Source organism: Nocardioides sp., from assembly GCF_041600255.1.
Taxonomy (GTDB): Bacteria; Actinomycetota; Actinomycetes; order Propionibacteriales; family Nocardioidaceae; genus Nocardioides.
In genome coordinates this window covers 1-19,958 of sequence record NZ_JBFIKK010000018.1, presented here as the reverse complement: position 1 = coordinate 19,958, position 19,958 = coordinate 1, and the positions used below count along the sequence as shown (strand labels likewise).

Below are 19,958 nucleotides of genomic sequence, written 5' to 3'. Positions count from 1 at the left end.
TCTCACTTCCAGGAACTCGTCTGGAGGGAGACACCGCCATGTTCCGCTTCCGCACTGCCGTCGCCGTGACGGCCCTGACCATCACCACGCTCGCTCCGGCACCGCCCGCCGGGGCGTTGCCGGACTGGATCGACCACACGAGCAGCTGGACCAACGAGAAGGCCAAGGCGCCCCGGGTCGTCGACCTGCGCTACGGCGCCCACAAGAAGTTCGACCGGGTCGTGCTGGAGATCGACGGCAAGATCCCCAGTGGAACGGCGCGCTACCGCAAGCGGTTCCGCTACGACGGCTCGGGCGAGAAGGTGCCGATCAAGGGCAGGTCGGGCATCGCCCTGGTACTCAGCCCGGCGTACGCCCACGACGACGAGGGCGGGAACGTCTACGAGGGCCCGCGGATCGCGCGCCCGCGCTTCGAGACGCTCAAGGCCCTCGCCTTCACCGGCGACTTCGAGGGCCACGTCAGCTTCGGCCTCGCGCTGCGCCACCGGGCGCCGTACCGGGTGTTCCGGCTGCACGACCCGCAGCGGCTGGTGATCGACGTGCAGCACCGATGACGCAGGCCGCTCGGAGCGTCAGGTGCCCCAGCCGAGCCAGTACGCGCCGGCGTTGACCGTGGCGAACCAGAACACCACGGTGAAGACGGCCAGATAGGGCAGCCAGTGCGGGCGGGGTGTCCACCACGCCGTGGCCAGGAAGAGCAGCACCGCCCACACCAGCATCAGCCCGACGGCCGCCCACCACGGCGTCAGCAGCCCGCTCGCGGCATACAGGAAGAACGCACAGGACATCCCGGCCATGCCGATGAACGGCGCAGCCGGGGTGTCGTTGCGCCGGGGGTGAGACTTCGCCACGGCTCAGTCCTCGAGCGTGTCGTCGCCCCAGTAGGGGTCGTTGTCCCACTCCTCGTTGCGCTCCTCCGCTTTCTGGAGGGCGTTCGCCGCCTCCTCCCGGGTGGGGTAGGGACCGAGGCGGTCGATCGCGGGACAGCCGTGCTCGCCCTCGACCTCGTGGTGCTTGACGCAGAAGTAGTACTTGCTCATGTCGAGTGAAACTACACGCGTCCGTACACTCGGTCCGGTGAGTCCAGTGGCAGCAGCAACGATCTCCCCCCGTCGGCAGGTGCCGGCACACATCCCCCGACCCGAGTACGTCGACAAGCCGGCGCCCGCTCGCTTCACCGGATCCGAGGTGAAGGACGCCGAGACCATCGAGAAGATGCGGATCGCCGGCAAGCTGGCCGCCCAGGCCCGCGAGCTGGTCGGGTCGCACGTTGAGCCCGGGATCACCACCGACGAGCTCGACCGGATCGGGCACGAGTTCCTGTGCGACCACGGCGCCTACCCCTCCACCCTCGGCTACCGCGGCTTCCCCAAGTCGCTGTGCTCGAGCGTCAACGAGGTGATCTGCCACGGCATCCCGGACAGCCGTCGGATCGAGGACGGCGACATCGTCAACATCGACATCACCGCCTACCTCAACGGCGTGCACGGCGACACCAACGCCACCTTCTACGCCGGCGACGTGGACGAGGAGTCCCGCCTGCTGGTCGAGCGCACCCGCGAGGCGCTCGACCGGGGCATCAAGGCCGTCAAGCCCGGTCGCCGGATCAACGTGATCGGCCGGGTGATCGAGTCCTTCGCCAAGCGACACGGCTACGGCGTGGTCCGCGACTTCACCGGTCACGGCATCGGCACGCACTTCCACTCCGGCCTGATCGTGCCGCACTACGACGAGTCGGCCTACGACACGATGATCGAGGTCGGCATGACCTTCACCATCGAGCCGATGCTCAACCTGGGCACGCACGAGTGGGAGATGTGGCCCGACGACTGGACGGTCGTCACCAAGGACCTCAAGCGCAGCGCCCAGTTCGAGCACACCCTGCTGGTGACACCCACCGGCGCCGAGGTGCTCACGCTCCCCTAGTCATCTGGCCGCGGCGGGAGTCGCGGGCAACTCCCGGACCGTTCCGTGCATCCCACCAGCAGACCGCGTCACCGGGGCACTGTCGTCGAGGAGGTTCAGACGCGTCGTTCCGTCCTGCGTCCGCTTCCCGCCCTGCTGCTCACGGTCACACTCGGGGGCTGCGCCGACGACGCACCCTCCAGGGTGCTGGACGAGCCTCCTGCCACCACGGCGAGCACGCCGCAGTTCCCCGACGACGTGGCAGCTCCCCAGCACGGGGGCGAGTACGTCGCCGTGGTCCTGGCCGCGGGCGACCCCGACGAGATCGACGCCTCGGTGGAGTCCGTCGCCGCCTACGGCTACACCGCGGGAGTGTCGGACGCCGGGTGTCTCTCCGGCGCCGCGGAGGCGCTCGGGTTCGATCCCTCGGTGTTGATCAGCTCGCTGCTCTTCGCCGACGAGCAGACCGCCGAGCAGTTCGCCGACGCCTACGTCGAGGCGGAGGACGGTCGGATGGTGGGTCGTACCCGGGTCACCGCGTTCTGCCTGGACTGAGCGACTCCGTCGTCAGCCCAGGGCCCGCGCCAGCAACGCCCGTCGGCTGTTCACCCCGGTCTTGGCGAACACCGACTTGAGGTGGTCCTGGACGGTGAACTCCGACAGGTGCAGCCGGCCGGCCACCGCCCGGGTGTCCTCGCCGTCGGCGAGACAGCGCAGGATCTCCACCTCGCGGTCGGTCAGCTGGTGTGCTCGACAGAAGAGCTCCAGCCGGTCGCGCGCGGCGGTGCGTTCGATCGTCACAGCGATGTCGGAGGTCTGATCCACAGGTGTCTCCAGCCGGGCGGCTCGGAACGTCCACCACTGACCGGGGTCGATCGCGACGCGCGTTTCCGGCCTCTGGTCGCTGACGCCGGCCTCCACAGCCAGGAGCTGGGCGGCGACGTTGTAGGCGATCGCCGGAACCGGCCGGCGGTCCTTCTCGGTGGGGAGCAGTGCCCGTAGATGGTCCTCGGCACCGGCCGTCTGCCGACGCAGCGACAGATCGGGGCCCAACAGCATCACTCCGGGTCGGTGGTGAGCCTGCTCGGCCGCCGGGCGGTCGAACAGCCTCGCCTGGCTCTCCCGGAGCGCCCCCGTGACGATGGGAAGCACGCTGCTCAGGGCCGCGAGCTCAGCCGTCCGGAAGGGTCCCGTCGATCGCCACAGATCGAGGAACCCCCAGCACCCCCAGCGGTCCCGGAAGACGACCGAGGCGACGTCGTGCACGCCGTACTCCCTCAGGAAGTCGCGCCACGGTCCACCGTTGTCCTCCGCGGTCGCCAGCGAGACAGCCCGATCGGAGGCGAGGCCGGTCCAGCGATGGGTCGTCGTGCGGTACTTCAGGCCGATCAGCTCGGGCAGCCGCTCGACGCACGGGACCTCCGCGAGCGGAGATGAGCCGACCTCTGTCTCGGGATCGGTCAGCAGCCAGGCATGAGCGTCGAAGCCGACCGAACGGCGGACCGCCTCCAGGACCGCCCGTCGCAGCTCACGACCGTCCTCGACTCCTCGGAGGGCCCCCTGCACACGATCGACGAGCGACACCTTCCGCACGCTACTCCGGCCGGGGACAACGGCCCAGAGATCTGGGATGCACCCTCGAGGCGGGCCCGTCTAGCGTCGAATCCACCGCCACCAGGGCGGTCACCACCAACGGAGTCAGCCATGGCCACCCTGCTCATCCAGCACCGGATCAGCGACTACGACACCTGGCGCGCGGCGTTCGACCACTTCGACGAGGCCCGGACCGCTGCCGGCGTACGTGCCCACCGGATCCGCCGCCCCGTCGACGACGAGCGTTACGTCGTCATCGACCTCGACTTCGACGACGCAGCCCAGGCAGCGGGGTTCCTCACCTTCCTGCGCTCGGTGGTCTGGGCGAATCCAGCCAACTCCCCCGCCCTCGACGGCGAGCCGACCGCCCGCGTGCTCGAGACCACCGGCTGACATGAAGCGGAGCACGCCGCGCTCCCCTAGAGTGATCCCCGGATGGGCTGGCCGGGCGACCGCGCTGCCGTCCCTTCGGGGTCGGTGTCGAGGAAGGTCCGGGCTCCACAGGGCAAGGTGGTGGGTAACACCCACCCGGGGTGACCCGCGGGAAAGTGCCACAGAGAACAGACCGCCACTGGGCGCTTCGGTGCTCAGCGGTAAGGGTGAAACGGTGGGGTAAGAGCCCACCAGCGATCCGGGTGACCGGATCGGCTCGGTAAACCCCGCCTGGAGCAAGGTCAAGAAGTCGCCTCCTCGGAGGCGGTGCGCGCACGTTCGAGGGCGGCCCGCCCGAGTGCGCGGGTAGACCGCTGGAGGCTGTCGGCAACGGCAGCCGTAGATGGATGGTCGCCCCCCGGACACCCGTGAGGGTCCCGGGGACAGAACCCGGCCTACAGGCCAGCCCATCCCTCAGAGCACGAGCACCTCGAACACCTCGGGCGAGGTTGCACTGCGCCCGCTGCGGTCCTGGGCGCGGACCAGGACGAGGTACCGGCCGGGCCGCTCCGGTGCGGGCGTCCGCCACTGGCAGTCGCGACGCCGTGATCCCGCCCGGCACACCACCTCCGCGCGCACCTGGAAGGGCGTGGACACCGGGGAGAGCTCGCTGGTGCAGACCCACGAACCGTCCTGGTGCCGCGTGCCCGGGCAGAAGAAGACCGTCACGCGATCCACGCCGGAGCGGTCGTCACGCGCCCACCCCTGGACGAGCGCCAGGTCGGACGGCAGCGGCGCCCCCACCCGGACCGGGACGTCTGTCTGCGTGAACCCGGACGACGGCGGTCGACGGTCGGCGCCCGGCGGTGCGGAGGCGGCGGGGGCAGAAGGCGAGCACAGGACAGCGAGCAGCAACGCGAGCGTCGCCCATCCCGGCCTTCGCACGGCACACCTCCTCGACGTGAGCCTTCCGCGAAAATAGCCGCGTCGCGGCGCTCAGGCGAGGGAGAACTGGACCAGCCGCGTGGCGACGTCGGCGGCGACCAGCTTGACCTTCACGTCCGTCCCCAACGGCAGCGGTCGAGTCCCGGTCACGCGACCTTCCACGGCCGGCTCCTGCAGCGTGATGTCGCCCTTGGTGTCGTTCTTCTCGTCCACGTCCACCACGACCGCGTCGAAGGTCTCCCCCACCCGGTTCTGCAGGATGCCGGCCTCGACCAGGTCGAGGATGGCGTTCTCGTACTGGTTGCCCCGTCGCGCCGAGCTCTGCAGCAGCTCGGGCAGCTGGTGCAGCTGCTCGGTGACCCAGTCCGGCACCTCGGTGCCGGCACAGAGCGCCAGGCAGATCTCGCCGGCGTACCGGTCCCCCAGGCGGCGCAGCGGCGCGGTGACGTGCGCGTACTCCGAGGCGAGCGCGGCGTGCTGCGGGTCGGCGGGCACCTCGCCGTCGAAGGCGACGTAGCCGCTGCCCCGGAGCAGCCGGGTGCAGGCGTTCACCATCGCCGCGTGGGTCGGCTTCTCCGGGTCGAGCGAGCGGATGAAGTCGGGGTAGAGCACCTCGGCCGGCCACTCGATCCGCAGGGCCCGGGCCGTGCGGTGCAGCCGCTGGACGTCGCGCGGGTCCGGGGCCGGCAGCGTGCGCAGCAGACCGACCCGGGCGTAGACCATCAGCGAGGCGGCCGCGAAGCCGGTGAGCAGCGAGATCTGCGCGTTCCACTCCTCCACCGGCAGCAGCTTGCGGAACTCCAGGTGCCAGTGGTCGTCCTCGACGTCGATCTCCTGCTCCGGCAGCGGGAGCGACACACCGCCACGGGCAGCCTCGCGAGCCAGCCGCAGCCGCCCCACCTCGCCGAGCAGGACCAGGGACTCCTCGGCGGTGCCGCCGTCGATCGCCCGCTGGACCGTCTCGTAGTCGAGCTTGGCCCGGGAGCGGACCAGGGCCCGCTCGACCGTGACGTCGGTGCCCTCGCCGGTCTCGTCCACCCGGATCGTCCAGAGCAGGGCCGGGCGGACCTGGCCGGGCAGCAGCGAGCCGGCGTCCTCCGAGATCGCCTTGGGGTGCAGCGGCACCTTGGAGTCGGCTCCGTAGAGCGTCTCGCCGCGGCGGCGCGACTCGACGTCCACCGGGTCGCCCGGCGTCACGAACGCCGCCACGTCCGCGATCGCGTAGTGCACGACGTAGCCGTCTGCGTCGCGCTCGATGTGCAGCGCCTGGTCGAGGTCCTGGGCGGTCGTCGGGTCGATCGTCACGAAGTCGAGGTCGGTGCGGTCGAGCTCCGGCAGCCGCGGGGCCCTGGCGGCGGCCTCTGCCGCGGCCTCGACCTCGGCGGGGAACTCGGGCGTCACCCCCAGCTCGGTCTGGATCCTCGCGATCCCCTCACGCAGCGACTGCGCCGCCACCCCGTCGCGCGCGGACCGGAGATGCACCACTCGATTGCTCGGCATGTCCTCGACACTAGGACACCCACGGTGGGACGCGCCCGGCCGTTGCCTACCCTTGACCGGTGCTGATCCTGCTGCCCCCCAGCGAAGGCAAGAACACTCCCGCTCGCGGCAAACCCCTCGACCTGCCCACCCTGGACTTCCCCGGCCTGCTCGAGCCGCGTGCGCGCGTGCTCGAGGCGCTGGTCTCGCTCTGCCGGGACCATCCCGACACCGCCCCCGCGGTCCTGGGCATCGGGCCCACCCAGCACGACCTGGTGGCGCTCAACGCAGCCCTGGCCACCGCCCCGACCGCGCGGGCCGACCGGGTCTATGCCGGTGTCCTGTACGACGCCCTCGACATCGCGACCCTGTCGACCGGCGCCAAGCGCCGGGCCGGCTCCCGGCTCGCGGTCACCTCATCGCTCTTCGGGATCCTACGCCTCGCCGACCGGATCCCGGCGTACCGGCTCTCCGGCGACGCCGTCCTGCCCGGCCTCGGCCCAGTGGCAGCGATCTGGCGCGACAGCCTGGGGCCGGCCGTCGAGGAGGCGCTCGGCGGCGGACTGCTGGTCGACCTGCGCTCCACGATGTACGCCGGCTTCTGGCGGCCGCCGGCCGAGCTCGCCGACCGGGTGGCGACCATCCGGGTGCTGCACGAGAGCGACGGCAGGCGCTCGGTGGTCAGCCACTTCAACAAGGCGACCAAGGGCCGCATCGTGCGGGCGCTGCTCGAGGACGGCGGCAACCCGACCACGCCCGAGAAGCTGGCGGCGCTGCTCGCGTCGCTGGGCTGGACCGTCGAGACCGGCCGGCCGACCCGCAAGGGCACTCAGCTCGACGTCGTGGTGCAGGCCGTCTGAGCGCTACCAGCGCTGGGGCGTGTCGAACCGGTTGTTGCCCTGGGGCAGGGCGTTGAACAGCCGCATCGACGCCCGGGGTTCGGTCCCCTCGGGGCCGCCGGCGAAGAACGAGAGCACCGAGACCGACGCCGGGGTCAGCTCCATCCGGAACACCGCCTCCAGCGGCGCGTCCACCGCGTGGGCGACCAGGGTCTTGATCGGCGTGACGTGGCTGACCACGATCACGGTCTTGCCGGCGTGGGCGTCGAGCAGCCGTTGGAGCGCGGCGATCACCCGGGCCTCGACGGTCCGGAACGACTCACCGCTGCCGCCGGGGGCGACGTCGAGGGAGCCGAGCCACGCGTCCAGGTCGGCCTGGTGGTCGCGGGCGACCTCGGAGAAGGTCTTGCCGTCCCAGTCGCCGAACTCCATCTCGGCGAAGCCGGGCTCGACCTCGAGCGGGACCCCGAGCCGCTCGGCGACGATCTCCGCCGACTCCAGGGTGCGTCGTACGGGCGAGGTGACGACGACGTCGACCTGGTCGGCCATCGGCGACAGCCACTCGGCCGCGGCCCGGATCTGCTCCTTGCCCTCGTCGCTGAGCCCGGGGTTCGCGCTGGCGAGGCCGCCGGAGAACCGCTTCTCGACCGTGTGCGCGGTGACACCGTGGCGGAGCAGCACGACCGTGGTCGGCTTGCCCGCTGCCGCCGACCAGCCCCGCATCTGCTGCTGAACACTGGGAGAGGTCGACGCCGGCGATTCGGCCGGGCTCTCGATCACCTCGATCAGGGACTCGGCCGACGGGTCCTCGCCGGCCAGCGTCACGCCGTACCGCTTGCCGTCGAGCGCCTCGTTGGCCAACCGGTCGGCGTGCTGGTTGTGCTCGCGCGGGATCCAGACGTACGACGTGCCCGACGGCGCGAGCTCCTTGGCCTGGGCGGCGAGCACCTTGAGGTCCGGGTGCTTGATCTTCCAGCGACCGGCCATCTGCTCGACGACGAGCTTGGAGTCCATCCGGACCTCGACCGTGGCCTCGGGGGTGAACTGCTGGACCAACTTGAGCCCGGCCACGAGACCCGAGTACTCCGCCACGTTGTTCGTGGTGACCCCGATCGGCGAGGCGTCCTCTGCGATCAGCTCGCCGGTGTCGGCGTCCTTGAGCAGGGCGCCGTAGCCGGCGGGCCCCGGGTTGCCCCGGGATCCGCCGTCGGCCTCGACGATCACGGAGGTGCGGGTCACAGGCCTGACTCGGAGGTGCGCACGAGGATCCGGGTGCACTCCTCGCAACGGATCACCAGGTCGCTCGGCGACGCCTTGATCACGGCGAGCTCGGCGTTGTCGATCCCGAGCTGGCAGCCGGTGCAGCGACGCTGGTGGAGCGCGGCGGCGCCGACGCCGCCCTTCTGGGCGCGGATCTTCTCGTACAGCGCGAGGAGGTCGGCGGGCAGTCCCTCGATCGCCTCCTCACGCTTGCCGACCAGCTCGGCCAGCGCGGCGTCGATCTCACTCAGCTTCTCGTCGCGAGCCGCGGCCAGCGCGGCCAGCCGCTCGTCGGCCGCCTCGACCTGGGCGGTGAGCGAGTCGAGGGTGCGCTGGGCCTCCTCGACCTTCTCCATCACCTCGAGCTCGTCGTCCTCGAGCGAGGTGACCCGACGCTCCAGGGACTCCAGCTCGTGCTGCATCCGCTCGAGGTCCTTGGGGTTGGTGATCAGCCCCTGGTCCATCCGCTCACGGTCGCGCACCCGCCGGGCCTTGACCTGCTCGACGTCGCGGTCGATCTTCTTCTGCTCCACCGTCAGGTCGTCCACGACGATCCGGGCGTCGCGCGCCTGGTTGTCGAGCTCCGTCCGGCTGGCCTGGAGCGAGGTGATCTCGGCCGTCTCGGGCAGGCTCGCTCGCTGGTGCCGCAACTGGTCGGCCCGGGCGTCGATCTCCTGGACGTCGAGCAGCTTCAACTGGGCGAAGGGATCGGATTTCAGCGTGGGCTCCTCAGGATGTGCGGGCGTGACGGCTCAGGGACGGAACTGCCACGGGTCGGTGCGGATCGTGCTCACCGAGGTGTCCACCGTATCGCCCAGCGCCGCGACCAGCCGCGCCCGCACCACCGGCAGCCAGGTCCACTCCGCCGCCCAGTGCGCCACGTCGACGAGAGCCGGTCCCTGCTTCTCCAGGAACTCGGCCGCGACGTGGTGACGCAGGTCACTGGTCAGGTAGACGTCGGCGTCGGTGCTCAGGACCGCGTCGAGCAGGAAGTCACCGGCTCCGCCGCACACCGCGACCCGTCGTACGACGCGATCGGGGTCGCCCGCGACCCGGACGCCGTGCACGGTCTCGGGCAGCGCCGCAGCGACCCGGGCGGCGAAGTCGCCCAGCGTGGTCTCGGGCAGCGACCCGATCCGACCGAACCCGAGGGCGGAGGTGCCGGTGTCCGCGAGCTCCACGACGTCGTGCGCCGGCTCCTCGTAGGGGTGGGCCGCCCGCATCGCCGCCACGACCGCCGTACGACGCGCCCGGGGCAGGACCACCTCGACCCGGACCTCCTCGACCACCTCGAGCCGGTCCACCTCGCCGATCGTCGGGTTCGCACCGGCACCGGGCCGGAAACGTCCCTCACCGGGGGTGGAGAAGCTGCAGGTGTCGTAGTCGCCGACCCGCCCCGCCCCCGCGGCGGCCAGCGCGGCGCGCACCCGCTCCGCGTCGGGAGCCGGGACGTAGACGGTCAGCTTGTCCAGGGGGTCGCCGCTGGAGGACTGCACGGGACCGAGGCCGGTGAGCCCCACCGCCGTCGCCAGCGCCTCCGAGACTCCGTCGGCCGCCCGGTCGGCGTTCGTGTGCGCGGTCAGCAGGCCGCAGCCGGCCTCGACGAGCGTGGCCAGGGTCCGGCCCTTGGGAGTGGCGGCGGAGAAGCCGTGCACCGGCTTGAGGAAGAGCGGGTGGTGCACCACCAGCAGGTCGGCGCCCCAGGCGGCTGCCTCACGGGCGACCTCCAGGGTGGGGTCGACCGCGAACATGACCTTGCGCACCTCGGCCGCGGGGTCCCCCCAGACCAGACCGACGGCGTCCCAGCCGTCGGCGGTCGCGGGCGGGTACCACTCGTGGAGCAGGTCAACGACGTCGCTCAGCGCAGGCATGGCGTCAGGGTAGTGCCCGCTGGACAGCGCCCGAATCAGTTCACCTGCCGCTCCCTGCCCTCCCAGTACGGCGCTCGCAGCTTGAACTTCTGCAGCTTGCCGGTGGCGGTGCGGGCGAGCTCGTCGCGGAACTCCACCGAGGTGGGTGCCTTGTAGCCGGCGGCCCGCTGCTTGCACCAGGCGATCAGCTCCGCCTCGTCTGCCTGCTGCCCCTCGGCCAGCACCACGAGCGCGGTGATCGTCTCGCCCCACTTCTCGCTCGGCACCCCGATGACGGCGACCTCGGCCACGGCGGGGTGGGAGAAGAGCACGTCCTCGACCTCGATCGAGGAGACGTTCTCGCCGCCGGTGATGATCACGTCCTTCTTGCGGTCGCTGATGGTCAGGTAGCCGTCCTCGCCGATCACGCCCCCGTCCCCGGTGTGGAACCAGTCGCCGGCCAGGCACCGGGCGGTCTCCTCGGGCTGCTCCCAGTAACCCTCGAGGACCACGTTGGAGCGTGCGAGCACCTCGCCCTCGTTCTCGAGCTCCTCGGAGATCGCGAGCCGTACGCCGAGCGCCGGTGCCCCGGCCCGGGTCAGCTTCCCGGCCCGCTCGTCGGGGTCGAGGTCGTCCCACTCGGCCCGACCCCGGTTGATGGTGAGCAGCGGCGAGGTCTCGGTCAGGCCGTAGATCTGGATGAACTCCCAACCGAGCTCCTCCTCCACCCGCACGACGGTCCTCGTGGGCGGCGGGGCGCCGGCCATGATGATGCGCACCCGGTCGCGACCGGGGATGGGCCCGTCCCACTCCTGGGCCGCCTCGAGCACGGCGGCGGCCACGGCGGGCGCCGCACACAGCACGGTGACCCCGTGCTCCTCGACGCGGCGCAGGATCTCGGCGCCGTCGATCTTGCGGATCACCACCTGCTTGGCGCCGGCCTGGGTGGCGATGAAGGGCCAGCCCCAGCCGTTGGCGTGGAACATCGGCAGCGTGTGCAGGTAGACGTCACGGTCGCTGACCCCGGCGTGCAGGCCGAAGGTGACGGCGTTGGTCCAGATGTTGCGGTGGGTGATCTGCACGCCCTTGGGTCGGGCCGTGGTGCCCGAGGTGTAGTTGATCGTGGCGGTGGCGTTCTCGTCCGGGGTCCACGGGGTGGGCACGCTGCCCTCGGGGGCGTAGATCGCGTCGTCGTCGCCGATCACGAACCGGTGCTCGGCCTTCACGTCCGTGAGCTCCTCGTCGATCTCGGGGTCGACGATCAGCACCCGGGCGCCCGAGTGCTCGACGATGTACTGGACCTCGTCGGGGCGGAGCCGGAAGTTCACCGGCACCAGCACCCGGCCGTACCCGGCGACGCCGAAGAACGAGGTCAACAGTCGCGCGGAGTTGTGGCTCACGATCGCCACCCGCTCCCCCACCCCGATGCCGAGCTCGTCGAGGCGGGCCGCCTGCCGAGCAGCGAGGTCGGCCATCTGGCGGTAGGTGAGCTCGCCGGAGGTTCCCAGCGGGGTCGCGGGCTGCTTCGGCTCGTCCACCACCCCGACCCGGTCGCCGTAGACCTGCACGGCGCGGTCGATGAAGTCCGAGACACTGAACGGGACGAACATGGCTCCTCCAAGCGGTCGTGTGACGAGGGCCACTGTAGAGACCCGGCGGCAGGCTTCCACGGGGTGGAACGAGACCGGTCGGTGAGCGGCGCGGATCCAGCGACGAGCGGTCCGAGATGGGGTGGGTCGACAGGCTCAACGCGTCTGGGACGCATGGATCGTACGGCCGTGCTCGAGCACCCCGTCCCTCACCAATTCTGTGAACGAAAGGCTCGCCGGGTCGTGCCTCAGTGCTTCTCGGCGACGATCCGCCAGTTCAGGTCGGCGATCTTGGCGCGCTCGGCCTCGGTCCACGCCTGGCCGCCCTTCTGCAGCAGGTCCAGCGACTCCTCCACCCACGGGGGCACGATCCGCACCTTCTCCAGCGCCCGCACGACCATCCGCCCGCGCAGGATGAGGTCCCGCTTCTGCTCGCACAGCGGCCAGGCCTCGCTCTTGGAGGGGGCGGAGAGCACGATGTGGAAGCCGGCTCGCTCGAGCGCGGCGCAGACGTCGTCGGGGTACATCGACTGGGTGGCGGCGAGCGTCGGCAGGAAGAGCTTGTGCAGCGCGACGTGCTCCTCGTTCTTCCAGTCGAAGTGCGGCGTCAGCAGGTACTCCGAGCAGCTGTAGCGCGAGCCCGGCTTGAGCACCCGGTACATCTCCTGGGCGTGGGCGTCGAGCTCCTCCTTCTTGAAGAAGGGCCAGACCGCCTGGAAGGAGAAGCACCCGTCGAACGTCTCGTCGGGGTAGTCGAGCGGGTCGTGGTGGTTGCCGACCGTGAAGTGCAATCGGTCGCTCATCCGGGTCTGGGCGGCCCAGTCGATCGCGTTCTCGATCTGGTTGGGGTCGATGTTGTACCCGGAGACCTGACCGCCGGTCAGCGTCGCGAAGTGGTGCGAGATCCGTCCGCGGCCGCAGCCCATGTCGAGCAGGTGCGAGCTGGCGGGGTCCGAGAGGTGCAGCTCGGCGAGCACGGCCTTCTCGGTGAGCAGCTGGTTGTCGTACAAGCCCTTGGTCTCGTCGAGCATCGGCGGGATGTAGAGCTTCTCGAGGTCGAAGATCGAGAGCATGTTGTTGAGGACCTTGTAGTAGTCCGCCACGGCCTGCGTCTCGTCGGCCGTCTCCGTCGGCTCGCCGTCCTGCATCCGCTGGAAGAACCTGTAGGCATCGATGCACGCCTGCTTGTCCTCGGGGGGCAGCGTGGCCAGGCGCTTGAGGCCGGTCGCGGCCGTCTTGATCCGGTACCAGTTCACGTGTCCGACCTCGCTCCGACGATGGGGGTGCGTGCCCGCCGATGGTGGCACGTCTCCGGCCGTGGCACGGGAAAGTCGGGAGAAGGTCTTGCTGGGTGGGCGCAGAGGGGATCGAACCCCCGACCACCTCCTTGTAAGGGAGGTGCTCTACCGCTGAGCTATACGCCCTCGAAGCCCGCACAGACTACGCGAGCGAGGGCACGACCCGAACCCGGGTCACCCGTAAATGAGTCGAACCGCTGGCGTCTCGGGTCACCAGCGGTTCGACAAGTAGAACGATAAACAGTCGATCCGACCGCTGTCATGAACACGTGCCGAATGTCCGCAAACTGACACAGCGGTCTAGGCCAGTGCCCTCAGCTGGGCCAGGTGCTCGTCGAGATCGCGCCCCTGCGGAGCGGCGTTGTGCACCGACCAGCGCACGGTCCCGGACCGGTCGATGACGTACGACGAGCGGCGCGGAGCACCCGTCCGCTCGTCGAACACCCGGTAGGCGCGGGTGACCTCGCCGTGCGGCCAGAAGTCCGAGAGCAGGGGGAAGTTGAGGCCGTCCTGGTCGGCGAACGCCCGCAGCGCGTACGTCGGGTCGCACGAGATCGCCAGCACCTCGGTGTCGAAGGTGAGGAAGTCGGCCAGACGGTCCCGGACGCCGGCCATCTCGCCGGTGCAGATCCCGGAGAAGGCGAAGGGGTAGAAGAGGATCGCGACCGCCTTCTTCCCGCGGTACGACGAGAGGGAGACGTCCTGGCCGAACTGGTCGCGCAGGGTGAAGTCCGGGGCAGTCGCCCCCAGGCTGAGTCCACTCATGGTGGCGACATCCTCGCACCTGCGCTCGCGCGACGCCGAAGCCAGGTGGCCCTCACCCCGCGTGGTCGACGAGCTCACGCTTGAGCACCTTGCCGGTGGCGTTGCGCGGCAACTCGTCGAGGAAGACGATCTCGCGCGGCACCTTGTAGCGCGCGAGGTTCTGCTTCACCCAGCCCTTGAGGTCGTCCTCGGTCACGTCGGCCCCGGGCTTCAGCGAGACGAACGCGCGCAGCCGCTTGCCGAACTCCGGATCCTCCACCCCGACGGCGGCGACCTCCGCCACCGCCTCGTGCCGGGCGAGGCAGTCCTCGACCTCCTTGGGGAAGACGTTCTCGCCGCCGGAGACGATCATCTCGTCGTCACGACCCTCGACGTACAGGCGACCGTTCTCGTCGAAGCGGCCGACGTCGCCGGTCGACATCAGCCCGTCGATCATGTCCTTGTGGCCACCCCCGGTGTAGCCCTCGAAGAGCAGACTGTTGCCGACGAAGATCCGGCCGGACTCCCCCGGCGCGACCTCCGTGCCGTCGGCGTCGAAGAGCTTGACGACCGTCGCCCACGGCGGCTTGCCGGCCGAGGACGGCGCCTCCCGCAGGTCCACCGGGGTGGCGATCGAGGCGTAGGCCACCTCGGTCGAGCCGTAGATGTTGTAGAGGTTGTCGCCGAAGTGGTCCATCCAGTTCAGGGCGAGGTCCCCCGGCAGCGCGGAGCCGGACGCAGCCACGACCTTGACCCGGGAGAGATCCACCGAGGCGAGCGTCTCCTCGGGCAGCGCGAGCATCCGCTGCAGCATCACCGGGATCACGACCAGCGAGTCGCACTTCTCCGCCTCGGTGACCTCCAGGCAGGTCTGCGGGTCGAACCTGCGGTGCAGCACCACCGTCGAGCCGAGCAACATCGAGATGGCGAGGTGGGCGAAGCCCCAGGTGTGGAAGAGCGGTGCGGCGATGTGGGTGCGCCACCCGGCCCGCAGCGGCATCCGCGAGAGCAGCGAGACGGCCGCGTCGATCCCCGCCTCGTTGCGGGGGGCGCCCTTGGGTGTGCCGGTGGTGCCCGAGGTCAGGATCACGATGCGGGCGTGACGCTGCGGCGGATCGAGGTCGGCGTCGTCCTGCGAGGCGATCAGCGACTCCAGCGTGGCCTCCTGCGTCGCGCCGTCGCTCCAGGCCACCACGCGCTGGGCGATCTCGGCCGCTGAGAGCAGGTCGGTGAACTCCTCGTCGTGGATCACCACACTGGGCTTCTCACGCTCGAGGACGTCGACCAGCTGAGGTCCCGCGAAAGCGGTGTTCAGGTAGAGCAGGTCGGCACCGAGCTTGGCGACGGCCACGCTGGCATCGACGAAGCCGCGGTGGTTGCGGCACATGATGGCCACCGAGTCGCCCTCACCCACGCCGTGCTCGGCCAGCGCACGGGCCAGTGCGTTGGAGCGGCGGTGCAGCTCGCCGTACGTCAGCGAGCCGAGCTCGTCGACGATCCCGACCTGGTCGGGAGAGCGCAGCGCCAGGGCAGCGAAGCCACCGGCAGGGCCGGTCCCCCACTGCCTGACCGTGCGCAGCAGTCCGGCCAGCACGACCGGCGAGTACGGCCGGATGACCCCGGACCCGCCGAGAACCCTGAGCGTGGTTCCTGCGGCCGCGGCCCGGCCGATGACTTGTCGCAACACGAGGGACCTCTGGAGGGTGAGGGGGTCGGGTGGGTCAGGCGGGCGTCTTCGGAGCGACGAGGCGCGTCGCGGACCAGTCCTTGCTGACGGCAGCGGTGGTGGTCTGGGAGAGCCCCGCGATCGGTGCGGCCTCGGCGATGTCCGCCGGGTCGACGGCGTTGGGACGTCCGACCTTGGGGGTGAGCAGCCAGATGGCTCCTCCACCGACGAGGTCGGTCAGCGAGTCGACGAGCCCGTCGACCAGGTCACCGTCCTCGGCACGCCACCAGAGCAGGACGGCGTCGACGACGTTGCCGTAGTCGGTGTCGACCAGGTCAGCGTCGATCGCGTCCTCGATGGCGATCCGCAAATCGTCGTCGGTGTCGGTGTCCCAGCCCAGCTCCTGGATGACCATGCCGGGCTTGAACCCAAGCCTCTCGGCGGGGCCCGTGGGGGGTCCGTCTGTCTGGGTGGACCCGCCACCCGCGGTCGAACTCACTGAATCCTCCAGTACTTCGGATCAATCGCCCGTCCGGGCAACCTAGGTCAGCAGTAGTCCAGCGGAGTTCCCGCACGGGCGCAACCCATGCCGTTCGGACACGAGTCACCCACCACCAATGACTGCACCCTAGGGGACTACTCGTCGGTAGATTTCGTGAGCCTCCCCCGCGTGCAACGATGAGGTCGTGACCGAAGACTCACCCAGCACTTCCGCCGCCCCGACCGACGACCAGCTCGGCACTCGTTCCGGCACCACCGCGAAGCCCCGATCGGGCTCCCTCGCGTCGGTGATCCACGAAGGCCTGCCGACCCAGCTCCCGGACATCGACCCGGACGAGACGCAGGACTGGATCGCCTCCTTCGACGCCCTCGTCGACGAACGAGGCCGCGAGCGGGCCCGCTACGTGATGCTGCGCCTGCTGGAGCGTGCCCGCCAGACCCACGTCGGCGTGCCTGCCCTGCGCAGCACCGACTACATCAACACCATCCCGCCCGAGCGCGAGCCGTGGTTCCCCGGCGACCTCGAGATCGAGCGCCGCATCCGCGCGTTCATCCGGTGGAACGCCGCCGTGATGGTCTCCAGTGCCAACCGCAAGGGCCTCGAGGTCGGCGGCCACATCGCGACGTACCAGTCGTCGGCGAGCCTGTACGAGGTCGGCTTCAACCACTTCTTCCGCGGCAAGGACGCCCCCGGCGGCGGCGACCAGATCTACATCCAGGGCCACGGCTCGCCGGGCGTCTACGCCCGCGCCTTCCTGGAGGGTCGCCTCACCGAGGACCAGCTCTACCGCTTCCGCCAGGAGGTGCAGCACGGCGCCGGGCAGGGCCTGCCGTCGTACCCGCACCCCCGGCTGATGCCGGAGTTCTGGGAGTTCCCGACCGTCTCGATGGGGCTCACCGGGATCAACTCGATCTACCAGGCGCGCTTCAACCGCTACCTGCACAACCGCGGCATCAAGGAGACCGACCAGCAGCAGGTCTGGGCGTTCCTCGGTGACGGGGAGATGGCCGAGCCCGAGTCGCTGGGCGCGATCGGGATCGCCGCGCGCGAGGAGCTCGACAACCTCACCTGGGTCATCAACTGCAACCTGCAGCAGCTCGACGGCCCGGTGCGCGGCAACGGCAAGATCATCCAGGAGCTCGAGTCGACCTTCCGCGGCGCCGGCTGGAACGTGATCAAGGTCGTCTGGGGCGAGGAGTGGGACCCGCTGCTCGCCCGTGACGTCGACGGCGTGCTGGTGAACAAGATGAACACCACGCCGGACGGTCAGTTCCAGACCTACTCCACCGAGGACGGCGGCTACATCCGCGACCACTTCTTCGGTGGCGACCCCCGGCTGCGCAAGATGGTCGAGCACATGTCCGACCAGCAGATCCAGAAGCTGCCGCGCGGTGGCCACGACTACCGCAAGGTGTACGCCGCCTTCGACTCGGCCACCAAGCACGTCGGTCAGCCGACGGTGATCCTGGCCAAGACCATCAAGGGCTGGACGATCGACGCCCTCGAGGGCAAGAACGCCACCCACCAGATGAAGAAGCTCACCCCGGACGACCTGAAGAAGTTCCGGGACCGCCTTTACCTGCCGATCTCGGACCGTGATCTGGAGCGCTCCTACGACGAGACGGGGGCAGCACCGTTCTTCCACCCCGGCAAGAACGCCCCCGAGATCGAGTACATGATGGAGCGCCGCCAGGCCCTCGGCGGTCCGGTCCCGCGTCGGGTCAACCGCGCCAAGAACCTCACGCTCCCCGGCGACGGCGTCTACTCCGAGCTCAAGCAGGGCTCGGGCAAGAACAGCGTCGCCACCACGCAGGCCGTCGTACGACTCCTGCGTGACTGGATGAAGGACCCGGAGATCGGCAAGCGGATCGTGCCGATCGCGCCGGACGAGTACCGCACGTTCGGCATGGACTCGATGTTCCCGAGCGCCAAGGTCTACAACCCGGCCGGTCAGCAGTACGAGTCCGTCGACCGGAACATGTTGCTTTCCTACAAGGAGTCCGCCCAGGGCCAGATGCTCCACGAGGGCATCTCGGAGGCCGGCGCGATGGCCTCGGCGACCGCGGCGGGCTCGGCGTACAGCACGCACGGCGAGCACATGATCCCGTTCTACATCTTCTACTCGATGTTCGGTTTCCAGCGCACCGGCGACTCGATCTGGGCGATGGCCGACCAGCTCGCGCGTGGCTTCCTGATCGGCGCCACCGCCGGGCGGACCACGCTGACCGGCGAGGGGTTGCAGCACGCGGACGGCCACTCGCCGTTGCTCGCGGCGACCAACCCGGCCGTCGTGCACTACGACCCGGCGTTCGCCTACGAGGTCAGCCACGTCATGCAGTCCGGTCTCGAGCGGATGTACGGCGAGAACGCCGAGGACGTGATCTTCTACCTGACCGTCTACAACGAGCCCGTCGCCCAGCCGGCCGAGCCCGAGGACGTCGACGCGGAGGGCATCCTCAAGGGGATCCACCGGGTCTCCGTCGCGGAAGGTGACGGCCCGCGCGTGCAGTTGCTCGCCTCCGGTGTCGCCTACCCGTGGATCAAGGAGGCGGCGCAGGTGCTGGCCGAGGACTGGGGCGTCCAGGCGGACACCTGGTCGGTCACCTCGTGGAACGAGCTCGCGCGGGACGCCGTCGCTGCCGAGGAGTGGAACCTGCTCAACCCCGGCGAGGACCGGCGTACGGCGTACGTCTCGGACAAGCTGGCCGGCGTGGACGGGCCGGTCGTGGCCGTGTCGGACTACATGCGCGCCGTGCCGCTGCAGATCGCTCGCTGGGTCCCGGCGGACTACCGGGTGCTCGGTGCGGACGGTTTCGGCTTCGCCGACACCCGGCCCGCGGCGCGACGGTTCTTCCACATCGACGCGCAGTCGGTCGTCGTCCAAGCCCTGCAGGCGTTGGCGGACGCCGGCACGATCGGCCACGACCAGGTCGTGAAGGCGTTCCAGGAGTACCGGATCGACGACCCGACCGCCGTCTCCGGCGTCAAGCAGGAGGGCGGCGACGCCTGACCGCTGACCTGCCACTTGTGGTTGCCACCAGACCGCTGACCTGCCACTTGTGGTTGCCACCAGACCGCTGACCTGCCACTTGTGGTTGCCAGAAACGCACTGACCCGTCACTTTCGTCAACCGAAAGTGACGGGTCAGCGTCATTTGGAGAACCAGAAGTGGCAGGTCAGCGTCGCTGGCACAACCACAAGTGGCAGGTCACGCTCCGGTGATGGAGGTGACCGACGCGATCTCCGCCTCCGGCGCGCGCCCGTTCACCAGCAGGTCACGGAACCGCGAGCGGTTGTACGTCGCGGCCTGGGTCGTCCGCACGAACTCGTGCACGATCTTCGCGAACCGGTAGGGGTGGTCCTTGTGCGGGAAGTGGCCGGCGTTCGCAATCACCTCCACGCGAGCCTCCGGCGCCAGAGCGGCGATGTTGCTCGCGTGCCGCACCGGGATGACCTGGTCGTCACGTCCCCAGACCACCGCCATCGGCATGGCCTCGGTCAGGTACGCCCGGTCGGCCATCGTCACGATCTGACCGCGCCAGTCGACGACGGCGCTGACGACATGCCGGATCGCGGCGCGGGCGTAGGGGTCCTTGAACGAGTCGTAGATCTTCGCCACCTCGTCGAGGTCGCGGGTGAGCTTCCACCGGGTACGGGCGAGGGCCCTCATCCCGGCCATCCCGACATGGCGTACGCCGGGCAGGGTGAGCAGGCTCATCAGCTGGTGGTAGCCCGGCGTCGTGACCGCCCGGATCGCCGGGGTGACCTCGGGTCCGAGGCCACCGGAGGCGACGAGCATCAGACGCTCGGTACGCTCGGGGAACTGGTAGGCGAACTGCATCGCCACCCCTCCCCCGAAGCTGTGACCGATCACCGTGACGGTGTCGATCCCGAGAACGGTCAGCAGGTCGCGCAT

General features: G+C 70.1%; 20 protein-coding genes, 1 tRNA gene and 1 other RNA gene. 7 read left to right on the top strand and 15 right to left on the bottom strand.

From position 1 onward, the window contains the following. The first annotated feature begins 38 nt into the window (after nt 1–38). The gene (locus ABZE72_RS03955) at nt 39–554 is read left to right on the top strand and encodes a hypothetical protein (RefSeq protein WP_372727714.1); all 516 of its coding nucleotides are present in this window, start codon (nt 39–41) and stop codon (nt 552–554) included. A gap of 18 nt (nt 555–572) precedes the next feature. On the opposite strand, the gene ABZE72_RS03950 is transcribed toward ABZE72_RS03955, so the two are convergent. Both ABZE72_RS03950 and ABZE72_RS03945 read right to left on the bottom strand, forming a co-directional pair. Beyond that, entirely contained in the window at nt 573–851 is a 279-nt protein-coding gene (locus ABZE72_RS03950) for a hypothetical protein (RefSeq protein WP_372727713.1), read from the bottom strand. A gap of 3 nt (nt 852–854) precedes the next feature. Then, nucleotides 855–1,040, bottom strand: coding sequence for a hypothetical protein (locus tag ABZE72_RS03945; RefSeq protein ID WP_372727712.1), 186 nt, complete (start codon nt 1,038–1,040; stop codon nt 855–857). On the opposite strand from ABZE72_RS03945, the gene map reads away from it, so the two are divergent. Next, nucleotides 1,039–1,926, top strand: coding sequence for a type I methionyl aminopeptidase (gene map, locus ABZE72_RS03940; protein WP_372727711.1), 888 nt, complete (start codon nt 1,039–1,041; stop codon nt 1,924–1,926). The genes ABZE72_RS03945 and map overlap by 2 nt on opposite strands. A 183-nt stretch (nt 1,927–2,109) precedes the next feature. After that, complete coding sequence (locus tag ABZE72_RS03935; RefSeq protein WP_372727710.1) at nt 2,110–2,460, top strand: hypothetical protein; 351 nt, start codon at nt 2,110–2,112, stop codon at nt 2,458–2,460. Nucleotides 2,461–2,472: 12 nt separating this feature from the next. Here ABZE72_RS03935 and ABZE72_RS03930 read toward each other — a convergent pair whose 3' ends face one another. Continuing rightward, nucleotides 2,473–3,489 carry a LuxR C-terminal-related transcriptional regulator gene (locus ABZE72_RS03930; RefSeq protein WP_372727709.1) on the bottom strand — a complete coding sequence of 339 codons (1,017 nt, stop codon included), beginning with the start codon at nt 3,487–3,489 and terminating at the stop codon, nt 2,473–2,475. A 120-nt stretch (nt 3,490–3,609) separates the two neighbouring features. Here ABZE72_RS03930 and ABZE72_RS03925 point away from each other — a divergent pair, with 120 nt between their 5' ends. Both ABZE72_RS03925 and rnpB read left to right on the top strand, forming a co-directional pair. Next, on the top strand, nt 3,610–3,891 hold the full coding sequence (locus ABZE72_RS03925) for a hypothetical protein (protein ID WP_372727708.1): 282 nt from the start codon (nt 3,610–3,612) through the stop codon (nt 3,889–3,891). A gap of 43 nt (nt 3,892–3,934) precedes the next feature. Continuing rightward, nucleotides 3,935–4,344: RNase P RNA component class A (gene rnpB / locus ABZE72_RS03920), an RNA gene on the top strand. Here the strand turns inward: rnpB and ABZE72_RS03915 are convergent. Next, a complete protein-coding gene (locus ABZE72_RS03915) occupies nt 4,345–4,815 on the bottom strand; it encodes a hypothetical protein (protein WP_372727707.1) in 471 nt (156 codons plus the stop codon). A gap of 51 nt (nt 4,816–4,866) precedes the next feature. Next, a complete protein-coding gene (locus tag ABZE72_RS03910; protein ID WP_372727706.1) occupies nt 4,867–6,315 on the bottom strand; it encodes an RNB domain-containing ribonuclease in 1,449 nt (482 codons plus the stop codon). A 59-nt stretch (nt 6,316–6,374) separates the two neighbouring features. Here ABZE72_RS03910 and yaaA point away from each other — a divergent pair, with 59 nt between their 5' ends. Beyond that, on the top strand, nt 6,375–7,154 hold the full coding sequence (yaaA, locus tag ABZE72_RS03905) for a peroxide stress protein YaaA (RefSeq protein WP_372727705.1): 780 nt from the start codon (nt 6,375–6,377) through the stop codon (nt 7,152–7,154). Between the two features lie 3 nt (nt 7,155–7,157). On the opposite strand, the gene ABZE72_RS03900 is transcribed toward yaaA, so the two are convergent. The 9 genes from ABZE72_RS03900 to ABZE72_RS03860 form a co-directional block, all read right to left on the bottom strand. Beyond that, a complete protein-coding gene (locus tag ABZE72_RS03900) occupies nt 7,158–8,372 on the bottom strand; it encodes a bifunctional RNase H/acid phosphatase (RefSeq protein WP_372727704.1) in 1,215 nt (404 codons plus the stop codon). Then, nucleotides 8,369–9,088, bottom strand: a complete 720-nt coding sequence (locus ABZE72_RS03895) for a zinc ribbon domain-containing protein (protein ID WP_372727703.1) — start codon at nt 9,086–9,088, stop codon at nt 8,369–8,371. The genes ABZE72_RS03900 and ABZE72_RS03895 overlap by 4 nt, the downstream gene beginning before the upstream one ends. 57 nt (nt 9,089–9,145) lie before the next feature. Beyond that, a complete protein-coding gene (locus ABZE72_RS03890; protein ID WP_372727702.1) occupies nt 9,146–10,264 on the bottom strand; it encodes a Nif3-like dinuclear metal center hexameric protein in 1,119 nt (372 codons plus the stop codon). A gap of 35 nt (nt 10,265–10,299) precedes the next feature. Further along, nucleotides 10,300–11,853, bottom strand: a complete 1,554-nt coding sequence (locus ABZE72_RS03885; RefSeq protein ID WP_372727701.1) for an AMP-binding protein — start codon at nt 11,851–11,853, stop codon at nt 10,300–10,302. A gap of 227 nt (nt 11,854–12,080) precedes the next feature. Beyond that, nucleotides 12,081–13,088 (bottom strand): class I SAM-dependent methyltransferase, encoded by a 1,008-nt coding sequence (locus tag ABZE72_RS03880; protein WP_372727700.1) that lies wholly within the window; start codon nt 13,086–13,088, stop codon nt 12,081–12,083. A gap of 96 nt (nt 13,089–13,184) precedes the next feature. Continuing rightward, nucleotides 13,185–13,256: transfer RNA gene (locus ABZE72_RS03875), tRNA-Val, on the bottom strand. A 174-nt stretch (nt 13,257–13,430) separates the two neighbouring features. Then, nucleotides 13,431–13,895, bottom strand: a complete 465-nt coding sequence (locus ABZE72_RS03870) for a peroxiredoxin (protein ID WP_372727699.1) — start codon at nt 13,893–13,895, stop codon at nt 13,431–13,433. A 52-nt stretch (nt 13,896–13,947) separates the two neighbouring features. Continuing rightward, nucleotides 13,948–15,561, bottom strand: coding sequence for an AMP-binding protein (locus ABZE72_RS03865; protein ID WP_372727698.1), 1,614 nt, complete (start codon nt 15,559–15,561; stop codon nt 13,948–13,950). A gap of 34 nt (nt 15,562–15,595) precedes the next feature. Continuing rightward, nucleotides 15,596–16,039 (bottom strand): DUF3052 domain-containing protein, encoded by a 444-nt coding sequence (locus ABZE72_RS03860; protein ID WP_372727697.1) that lies wholly within the window; start codon nt 16,037–16,039, stop codon nt 15,596–15,598. A 289-nt stretch (nt 16,040–16,328) separates the two neighbouring features. On the opposite strand from ABZE72_RS03860, the gene aceE reads away from it, so the two are divergent. Next, the gene (gene aceE / locus ABZE72_RS03855; protein ID WP_372727728.1) at nt 16,329–19,052 is read left to right on the top strand and encodes a pyruvate dehydrogenase (acetyl-transferring), homodimeric type; all 2,724 of its coding nucleotides are present in this window, start codon (nt 16,329–16,331) and stop codon (nt 19,050–19,052) included. Between the two features lie 198 nt (nt 19,053–19,250). Here aceE and ABZE72_RS03850 read toward each other — a convergent pair. Then, nucleotides 19,251–19,958 (bottom strand): alpha/beta fold hydrolase (locus tag ABZE72_RS03850; protein ID WP_372727696.1); only part of this gene is annotated, 708 nt, incomplete at its 5' end.

Bases quoted from the DNA above. Each gene is read 5' to 3' on its own strand.
- ABZE72_RS03955 (WP_372727714.1), top strand. From the start codon at position 39: ATGTTCCGCTTCCGCACTGCCGTCGCCGTGACGGCCCTGACCATCACC.
- map (WP_372727711.1), top strand. From the start codon at position 1,039: ATGTCGAGTGAAACTACACGCGTCCGTACACTCGGTCCGGTGAGTCCA.
- ABZE72_RS03945 (WP_372727712.1), bottom strand. From the start codon at position 1,040: ATGAGCAAGTACTACTTCTGCGTCAAGCACCACGAGGTCGAGGGCGAG.
- ABZE72_RS03925 (WP_372727708.1), top strand. From the start codon at position 3,610: ATGGCCACCCTGCTCATCCAGCACCGGATCAGCGACTACGACACCTGG.
- ABZE72_RS03910 (WP_372727706.1), bottom strand. From the start codon at position 6,315: ATGCCGAGCAATCGAGTGGTGCATCTCCGGTCCGCGCGCGACGGGGTG.
- ABZE72_RS03890 (WP_372727702.1), bottom strand. From the start codon at position 10,264: ATGCCTGCGCTGAGCGACGTCGTTGACCTGCTCCACGAGTGGTACCCG.
- ABZE72_RS03885 (WP_372727701.1), bottom strand. From the start codon at position 11,853: ATGTTCGTCCCGTTCAGTGTCTCGGACTTCATCGACCGCGCCGTGCAG.
- ABZE72_RS03870 (WP_372727699.1), bottom strand. From the start codon at position 13,895: ATGAGTGGACTCAGCCTGGGGGCGACTGCCCCGGACTTCACCCTGCGC.